Consider the following 8,972-nt stretch of genomic DNA (forward strand, 5'->3'; position numbering starts at 1 on the left):
AAAAAAACATCGTCACCGAGTGGGGTATCGATTGCTAATAGGCGGCTTTGCTGCTTAAAGTCAGCCATACACTTCCTTGTGTTACGCTACAAACACACCAATTACACTCAAACTAGTGTGTATTAAATCGTTTAATGTGGAAAAATAGCGATGTAATAGGTCATCTACATCGATAAACCCAAGACAACAGCTCATGCTGCTGTCTTGGTAGAAAGACCTAACTTACAGACGAACACCTGTAGCGATGTCATAACCAGCAGGCACGCTACCTTCTGGTTGATGCTGCTCGTTCCATGTTGTGTATTTCATCTCTACTTTAGTGAAGTTAAGAGAAACAGCTTCAACAGGGCGGTCACCGTTACTCATCACACTGTAACCACTAATTAGCGTATTAGTCAGCGTGTACTCCATATAAGTTTCGATACCTGAAGAGCTGGTTTGAGCCATATGAATTTTTGCTGTTTTACCTTGGCCAACGCAAGATTCAGCAAAAAATAGTGGAGAGGTCTTATCCATTTTAGTCGTTAGCGTGATCTCACCAACAACTGGCGTCGTTGATTCACGATCTTTACCCTGACCAGGCTTGGTGGTCAAACTACGAGTCACATTCCATTCCATTGAGTCACACTCAACCCAATTCTCGTGGCCCGCTGCCGTCACATCACCATCAATACCATCGATCTTTAAATAAATTGCCATGAGTTTACAGTTCCTTTTTTTGACAAATTTATAATGCAGGAGACCCCTGCACTTACAAATCCTTTAACGAAGCCAACTAACATTAGCTCAATTAAAGGGTGTTTCCCCATTTTAAAAACAGTCGTCCGCCATGGACTACTTCCAGAAAACACAATATAAAAAAGGACATCAGCACTACTCACGGCAAGGTGCTGCGATACACATGGAAGACATCCTTTTCTTACCATTGTCTGGGAGGCTAAGACAAACGCTATGATAGGTGATCTTTTTCTATAAAAAAATCAGAAAAATACCTAGTTTTGCAATTTTTTAAATATCTTCAAACTTTTTCATGAGTAGTTAACCGATACCAGCCGGCAGTGTGAGATCATGCACATAAGAACCTGGATATGATAAAGCCAATGCTATTTCGGCCACGCGTTGCTGACGTTGGTTGCCTTCAGTTGCGATGGTATTGAGGTTCTCTTGTGAGTAGGGCTTTCCGGCAATCCAACGCTGTCCTTTTTTAAACTCTTCCTGATGGGATGACCACCATTCCTGCAACCGCTCAGCTGAGGGTATCGGCAGATCACTTTCATAGGCTTGTGCCCACGGGTCTTGCTTCCTTCTTACATTAATATTGTCGAGATTCTGCAATTCACTCTCGTCTTCATCCTCTATAACAGGACATAGATTCTCTTCCTCAATGTCGATCCCTGTTATAAACGCAAATGACTCGCCGGCTAAACGTGCATAGTCTGCCTGTGAAGCCCACTCTATTATAGTTGGCACGTAACCTGTATCACCTGATACAGCCAGCGCATAGAGTTTGATGGTTGGCGATAAATCAGCCGATAGGATAGATGCTGTGAGTGCTTCTTGTTGGGCTATGTCGAACAATGGGTAAATAAGCTGAATCGCTTCGCGTGTATACTCGCAAGCTTGGGTCACATAGGACTGAAGCAAACTAACCCGCTCTCTGTCCCCCAGTAAAAGTACTGCTCGAATAGCATTGAAACGCACCCCTTCATGCTGGCTGGTCAGTAAGGTATTTACAAGCGACATGAGTTGATCGACGTGGTATTTACGATTACCTAGGTAACGTAATGCTGCTATCGTAATTCGATGATCCTGAGCGCCTAAGTATGACGCCACTTCGGCAACAGGAAGATCAACGCCTCTTGCTGCTGACGCGTTAATGGCAGCAGCTTGTACCACAGGTGACGAATGCTCTAGGGCATATTGTATAAACGAGTGTGTTACCGAGACAGGAAACCACGCTAATGACTGGGCTAGCTCTTCACCTTGTTCAGAATCATCTGACAACTCACTCAGCAAGGTAATGAAGTGTTCCCAGTTGCTTTGTTGAATAGCCGAAGTTAAATGGATGAATAAGCCGCCCTGCGTCTCATGATCGACCCTCGATAACGTATCAGCTCCATCCAGCGCTTCATACTCAAGAAGATGTAAGTATTCATTGAGTTGACGATCATACCGAGCGATATCCAATGGGTAAAAACGTGATGAGTGGGTCGCATTGTGCCTGAGTACCCATGCATGCGGTGCATCGTGTCGTAAAATAGAGGCTAACCATGGAGATAGTGCCATGTTAGCTGTTCCTTTGTGCATTCATTGACGCGTCCCTGCATATCATTTGTTGTGCTCTACTTTTTAAGTGTTTTGAGTTTGTCCAGTAGCTCGCCCATTGCATCTAAGGTGTCTTCGGCATTGCGGGTCATCATCTCGAGTACTTGAGCCTCTTCCTTAGGCATGGGGGAGCCGCTGTAAATCATTTTCCATTGAACACCGTCGTAAAGCGCTACCCGACTTAAACTGGCAAACATCATTAATCCATGCCCTACGTCCATGCGGCGGGCACCCAATGAGCTGATTTGACCTTCAAAGTCGTATTCTTTGTATTCGAGCGTTGGCGCATTATGTGGCATGACATACACGCGTGATTCATTCCCGAAAAAGATACGCCCTTGGTAACTCACGACGCTGGAGAATTTATCAACACGGGATTCTGGCATGTAGGTTTCCCATTCATCACCCCGGCCTCGGGCTATCATGCCCCATGCACCTCCGATATAAACATAGCCATCCTCGGCACAGCAAACGCACATAGGAAGAAACGGAGCATCGACCACATCAACTGGACTCCAGTCTTCACCATCAAAGTGCCAGATGTCATTCTTACCGCCCACGGCATAGAGATCGTTTTCATCAAAGCCATCAAGATCATAAAAACCTGTATTTTTGGCAGTTGAATCTTGAATGGACTCAGTCATTAACTCCCAATGATCGGGGCCGATTCGTTTAGTGATAATGCGTCCAAAGCCGACCCCATATACTTGCTCGCCTACTTTCGAGATGTTCTCGATACGTAAATGTTTAGGGAGCTTTTGTTCTACCCGCTTATTTTCGCCAAGGCCGCCGTAATAAACAGAACCAGCATCGTCAATCATAATTGATTCTTTGAACACAGTATTAACTACTCTCGTGTTAAAGAATGATGTTCTATTCCAAGTTGTAGCCCCCCAAACTGGAGGTTTACCATCCTCTTGAACTTTCAAATTATGTATAGCTAAACGTGTTTGGCCTCTGCTGGTATAATAGTCAAATGTCTCTTCAGGCAATTCCTCTTCTGCAGAAACAGCAAAGTAATTGGGCGCTAAAATTGCACAATCATGGATTATGAAACCATCCAAAATTCGATATTTTATATCTTCCATTTCCACTCCTTACTCTACACCAGAGCCTTCGGTAGTTTGCTGTTCAGTAGACCCATCTTTAGTTGTCGGTACTGGCTCACAATCAATTTGTTTATAAAACGTATCGAGTTGTGCCTTTATACAGTCAGGATCACAATGCTCCATACCGAACCAACGCTCACCAAAGTCCCTATCAACAGCATTCTTATGAGCCTCGGCTGCTAGTTCTATGGCGCGAGACATACTAAGCACTTCACCTAAATGTTGTTTGGTAATTTCATCAGTTTCCGTATGGAAAGTTCCATGAGTACCATCACTGTGACCCGTACCTTCGGCACATACAACGGGAGCAGCACGATGCACGCTATTCGTATACGCAGGGCAATTTTTAAACCAAGCTTCTGGTAACAAGTGATGGCCAGTTTGTCCTGGGCAACAGCCACCGACAGAAGCATTGCCCAACTGACCAAAAAGGTCATCAGCGGAGCCTACACGCCCTTGTGTATTATGATTTCTAACCGTGTTTCTATCCGTACCATGGCTGTTAGCTGTTTGCGATTTATTATAAGGCGATAACATGCATTTACGGGCTTTAAGACAGTCGTTGTTCGCGACCATTTCTTTCATTTGGTCACGAAAGTGCTCCCAGAATTCATCTTTCGTTATTTCACCTTTGCGGTATTTGTCTAGCTGTTCTATGTACTCTAAGCCAGTATTTAACTGGTCACGTAGAGCACCAATTTCGTCTTTTAGCTCAAATACATCCATCGCACCTGTGACCGCGGTATAAATTCCATCACCCACATTGTAAACAAAGACACCTGTCTCACACGCCGCCGTTCCCGCAGGAGAAAAAACAGTGCAGCCCAATGCCGCCGCGTGCTTGGCACCCGCTCTAACCCCAAAATCCGCCGCTTTATCGACCATCAGATCAATGATCACTTGGTCAATATCATGCATTACTTCCATTGCTTCATTTTGAAAATCGTTAAGGCGCGATTCTAATGACTCAATATTAGTTGGCTTAATCATAAGGCCTAGGCAGTTTTTATCTTTCCATGTTTTGTCTCTAGGCGTGACACGCCGTGGAGGGTTATGTCGCCTCGCTCGCTTCTCTTGCTTACGACGAAATCTTCTATTTTCGCCGTCTTTTATTTCACACTCATCTTTAACTCTATTACGGTCCCTACGGCATTTTCTTTCAGTGGTAGCCGTATCAATGTAAGTCCAGTTACCGGTGTTACCCGGATCAGATCCGTGATTGTGCGTCATTTTGTCAGTATGACGACATACGTTATACCCTTCGATAAATACGTCCATCGACCATGAGCGAAAATAAGTTTTCCCTTTTATTACCCCTGTTTTCTTACCCATACCAAGCGCCATGGTGGCAGGCTCGTTCCCAGTGCTGGTTTTAAAAAACGAGTAATCTTTCAGTGCTACTGGCTTACCAGTAATCATGACGGTTTTGCTAGCGTTCGTTAAATCTTTAGCGAAGGCCGTATTAGCATAAGGAATAAGCACTTTACCCGCACTAGGAAAAGGTGGGCTCCAACATGGATCAGGAAAGGCCGCAGTCGATACGCCATCAGCGACCTTACAGGCCACTTCCAAGCCGTTTGCAAACACTTCATTTGGCATAACCACTCCTTTCAAACGAAACAAACATAGCCGCTCTGGGCGAATCATCGTTGCTGACATGAGCACAATAATCAGTTCGCATGGAGGGATTTTGTAAGGAGGCATATAAAATCATATTCATCATAGCAATACCGGCCACGGCACCAATCTCCCCCACATGACTGGCGGGTAACCACAAAGGTTGCGTCTCGATCTTACGATCTAGCACACGGGTTTGGGCCAAGCCAGCCTCCTCAAAAAAGTAATGCTCACCCGAGGCACTCGCGACTCGATATTGACAGTTGGCTAACGCTGATTGCGCACGTTCCGATGCCTTTCTAATCGCTTGAGTTAGCCCTACCGCTTTACAGGGTAGGCCGCTATCAATGACTGCTTGTTCTTCGGTTATTGCCGTGGAAAGGATAAGAAGTTGATCTTCCTTTTGTAAGGGTCTACCCACTAATAAAGCCCCAGCACCTTCGCCGGGAATAAAGCCATCACTATTTTTATCAGTTAACACCCTCACTTTTCTACTCACTCCTTCTCGAGATGGAGGGCTCAACAATTGTAAATGCGTCTGTGAGTTGAGGTAGGTGTCTGCCGCTACAATAAGCACCCTATCGTCAGGTTGCGTCATTACTGTATTGCTTCGCTCTAGGGCACTTGCTAAGGCTGCTCGGCCTTCAGGGATAACCTCAAGCGTAATACCACCTAATCGTTCTTGTATATAAGGACGGTTTACTAATGCTTGAAGTAAATTGGCTTTATGTATATCAGAAAATAATCCTGGTCTGGATGCTTCACTGGTACATAAAAATACATGCTTGACGGTATCGCAGGCTATTTCACTTAACGCCTCTTCAACATAGGCTGCTAATCGAGAATACCCTCTTAGCTTTGAGTCGATGTCACAACGTGCCTGCTGTCTGTAGGTGCCGCTGTACCCAAGCAACATGGCTGAGCCATTAGTTTTCCAGCCACGACCTAAAGCACTGACCAACCCTATTTGTTCGATAGCGAGAGGACGATTAGCCTCCACAGGCGTACGTTGTTGCATCGTTATCTAATGCCTCCATTAAGCACCTTAAATTCCTTGCCTTTTGCTCGCGCAAGACGCCATGCTTTGGTTGGCTGACCTACAATTATCGTATTGATTTCCGTACTGTAATATTCAATGGGGATACTGGCCCGCCACACCACACTAAATCGACGTAGCTCTGGTTCGATAATCAGTGTGTCCGCTCTCACATCTAGCAACTGCTCATTACCACCCGATTTTATCGCTGATACATAGATATGAGTATCGGGTACGACGAACGAAAATTCTCCCTCTGGCATAACGTTGCTCAATGTTATTTCTTCGCCACCGCACAAATGACTAATACGCTGATCATTTGGGGCACATTGATAAAATGCCTCTTTAAAGTCATCCGGCAAAAAAGGGCTGACTTCTCGCTCCCAATGCTCATCATAGGTGCCAGCCAAGGCTAATCGGTCCTTAAAGTTTCTTGAGATGGGGCCAAATGACACGGGTTCGATTTCTTGATTAAATCGAGTAATTTTTTGATTTAAAGGCTCTAATTGAGGTGCTGGTTTGCCGTCTAAATCGTTTGCATTAGTTTTGGGCGCATACCCAATGCCTAATGGGTTGTTAACAAATGTGTGAGCAATACCTTTACTATCAAACTCAGAATAATCAACACCGCCGTATGCAAGGCCATAGTGGATTATCTGTTTTTCAAAAGGCAATGCTTTGCTTAAAGATAATGACCAACCACTTTTTATCCACTGCCTAGGGCCATATACTCTAAAACGCTTATCAAGTTCCGAACCAACTTTAAGACCTACCTCTACCTCTGGTTTATTTGATAACGAGTAAGCATGGGCATGCATAATCACATCACATTGCGGCTTAAATCGAGCGAAGTCATTCTCATATAAAATAGGCGTAAACCCTGGCTGCCCTAACGAAACATCAGCGGTAATAATATCCAATGATGATTCTGGGTCTAGGAGTATCGCTTCACCTCCTGAGCATTGCGGAAAAGCCCAAGACCCCTTAGCAACAATAACTACACAAGACCTTCCGTCAGGCATTAACCCTGATGAGTATTGAGCGTTTAATTGAGTGAAGTTATTCAATTCCATTTGGCATGGCTCAATTGATTTTCACCGCACTACCTTTAACACGATTGGTACCATAAGCCTGTGTACTCACAGTCACACCCTGAATGAGGAGGTGTCCATCTTTGTCTAAGCTGATTTTTGCATCACCGCACTTAAGTAAAATACCTTCTGCACATTCAATAGTTTTAGGGGTGTTGATCTCTAGAACTTGATCTTGCACTACACCCAGAATCATTGGCTGCTTCACATCACCTTTGATAAAAACCAACGTTACTTTTTTGTTGATATCATCAAGCTCTAATTTTGTCGTGGACATAGCGATCATGTCATCGTATTCACTATACTCGTGCGATACTAATGGCTGGCCCGCTAAGTTAAACCCAGTCAACACACCTAATATAGGCATTTCTATATGAACAGGTTTGCCGTTCTCCATTCGCAACGCGGAATCAATATAAGGATTCAATGGCTCATGATCAGATTTTTTTTCCGTAACTTCTGAAAAAGATAAAGATTCTGTCACATGTTTACTGGCCATATTGATACCTAGTTACCTAATACTTTTTTCGCTTTTAATGAAATGACACCGCCAGCTTTAACCGACGTATCTTTACCCGACTGGGTTTTAATCTCGCCTTCAGCCTTCACCGTTATATCGACACCTTGGATGGTGATAGTGCCATCAGACAGCATGTGAATACTCGACTTCCCAGTACGAAGGATGATCTCTTCCCCTACTTCATAGATCATTTTCTCGCCAATAGTATTCGTCTGGTTTTGCCCAACGGTCGTACTTTGATTAACCCCTACCGTATTGTCTTGGTTAACCCCAACCGTATTCTGCTGCATCGCCCCAATCGTATTGGTCTCATTCACACCCACCGTGTGCACACGTACCATGCCCACCGTTTTAATCTCGGCAATTCCCGTTGTGTGCATACGATTGTTACGGATGAGAATTTTCTCGTTGTTGTCGACTGTCTCGGTACGGTCGTGATGTACAAACACCGTTTCGTCGTGATCGATCTCTTTTACGCGGTCATGACCCACCCAGTGCGATTCGTCATTTTCAACTTCGATACGTTGGTCTTTTTCAGCATGTAGCCAGACCTCTTCTTCGCCTTTTTTATCTTCAAAGCGCAACGCATTGGCATTACTGGCCGTGCCGCCTTTGGTGGATCGTGTGAGTGTTCCGCTTTGGGTTTTGTTCGCCGGTAATTCGTACGGTGGCATTTGTTCAGCGTTGTACACGCGGCCGGTTATAATCGGACGATCTGGGTCTCCATCCATAAAGTCGACGATGACTTCTTGACCGATACGCGGTAGGTAGATGTTACCCCAGTTTTTACCCGCCCAACTGTGGGTGACACGCACCCAGCAGGAGCTGTTTTCGTTGTAAGCGCCGTAGCGGTCCCATGGAAACTGGACTTTAACTCGACCGTATTCGTCCGTGTAGATTTCTTCGCCTTCAGGACCTACAACAATCGCATTTTGTGGGCCTTGCATTCGCGGCCAACCGGTGGTTTGTGGTGGACGGTAAATAGTTTCTGATGAGATGCAGCGGAATTCGTTACTGTATTCTTTGTCTTGTTCGTCATTGCTGGTGTAGGAGTAGTCTTGAGCTTTGTGGCTAACGCTTAATAAGACATACTCGCCTAACTCGTCGGGGGCATCGTCGTGACGTTCTAGTACAAAGGTGTGACCGGCAGAGAAGCTGCGGCAGCCGCCTTCCCCTGTAATCACATCATGAGCTGCCTCATCAGCTTCAACACGTAGGCGTGTTAGCTGGTCACCGTGAGTTTTATCTTCATAGCGGCCGGGGTAGATAAAGTG

Annotated in this window: 8 protein-coding genes; all 8 read right to left on the bottom strand. The window is 45.1% G+C overall.

Features of this window, described 5'->3' with window-relative positions; translation table 11 throughout:
* Positions 1 to 222: 222 nt before the first annotated feature.
* Positions 223 to 699: a type VI secretion system tube protein Hcp gene (locus OW491_RS17355; protein WP_075174347.1), complete on the bottom strand. Its 477-nt coding sequence runs from the start codon at positions 697 to 699 to the stop codon at positions 223 to 225.
* A gap of 339 nt (positions 700 to 1,038) precedes the next feature.
* A complete protein-coding gene (locus tag OW491_RS17360) occupies positions 1,039 to 2,286 on the bottom strand; it encodes a hypothetical protein (protein ID WP_290037175.1) in 1,248 nt (415 codons plus the stop codon).
* A gap of 56 nt (positions 2,287 to 2,342) precedes the next feature.
* Complete coding sequence (locus OW491_RS17365) at positions 2,343 to 3,413, bottom strand: hypothetical protein (protein WP_290037177.1); 1,071 nt, start codon at positions 3,411 to 3,413, stop codon at positions 2,343 to 2,345.
* Positions 3,414 to 3,422: 9 nt separating this feature from the next.
* Positions 3,423 to 5,033 (bottom strand): PAAR-like domain-containing protein, encoded by a 1,611-nt coding sequence (locus tag OW491_RS17370; protein WP_075174350.1) that lies wholly within the window; start codon positions 5,031 to 5,033, stop codon positions 3,423 to 3,425.
* Positions 5,023 to 6,069, bottom strand: a complete 1,047-nt coding sequence (locus OW491_RS17375; protein ID WP_290037180.1) for a hypothetical protein — start codon at positions 6,067 to 6,069, stop codon at positions 5,023 to 5,025. Before OW491_RS17375 ends, OW491_RS17370 begins: the two co-directional genes overlap by 11 nt.
* A gap of 2 nt (positions 6,070 to 6,071) precedes the next feature.
* Entirely contained in the window at positions 6,072 to 7,160 is a 1,089-nt protein-coding gene (locus OW491_RS17380; protein WP_075174352.1) for a DUF2169 domain-containing protein, read from the bottom strand.
* A gap of 10 nt (positions 7,161 to 7,170) precedes the next feature.
* The gene (locus tag OW491_RS17385; RefSeq protein WP_290037182.1) at positions 7,171 to 7,677 is read right to left on the bottom strand and encodes a DUF6484 domain-containing protein; all 507 of its coding nucleotides are present in this window, start codon (positions 7,675 to 7,677) and stop codon (positions 7,171 to 7,173) included.
* Between the two features lie 8 nt (positions 7,678 to 7,685).
* A partial coding sequence (gene tssI, locus OW491_RS17390) for a type VI secretion system tip protein TssI/VgrG (protein WP_290037183.1) occupies positions 7,686 to 8,972 on the bottom strand: 1,287 nt, incomplete at its 5' end.

The organism is Neptunomonas sp. CHC150, assembly GCF_030397555.1.
Lineage (GTDB): Bacteria > Pseudomonadota > Gammaproteobacteria > Pseudomonadales > Balneatricaceae > Neptunomonas > Neptunomonas phycophila.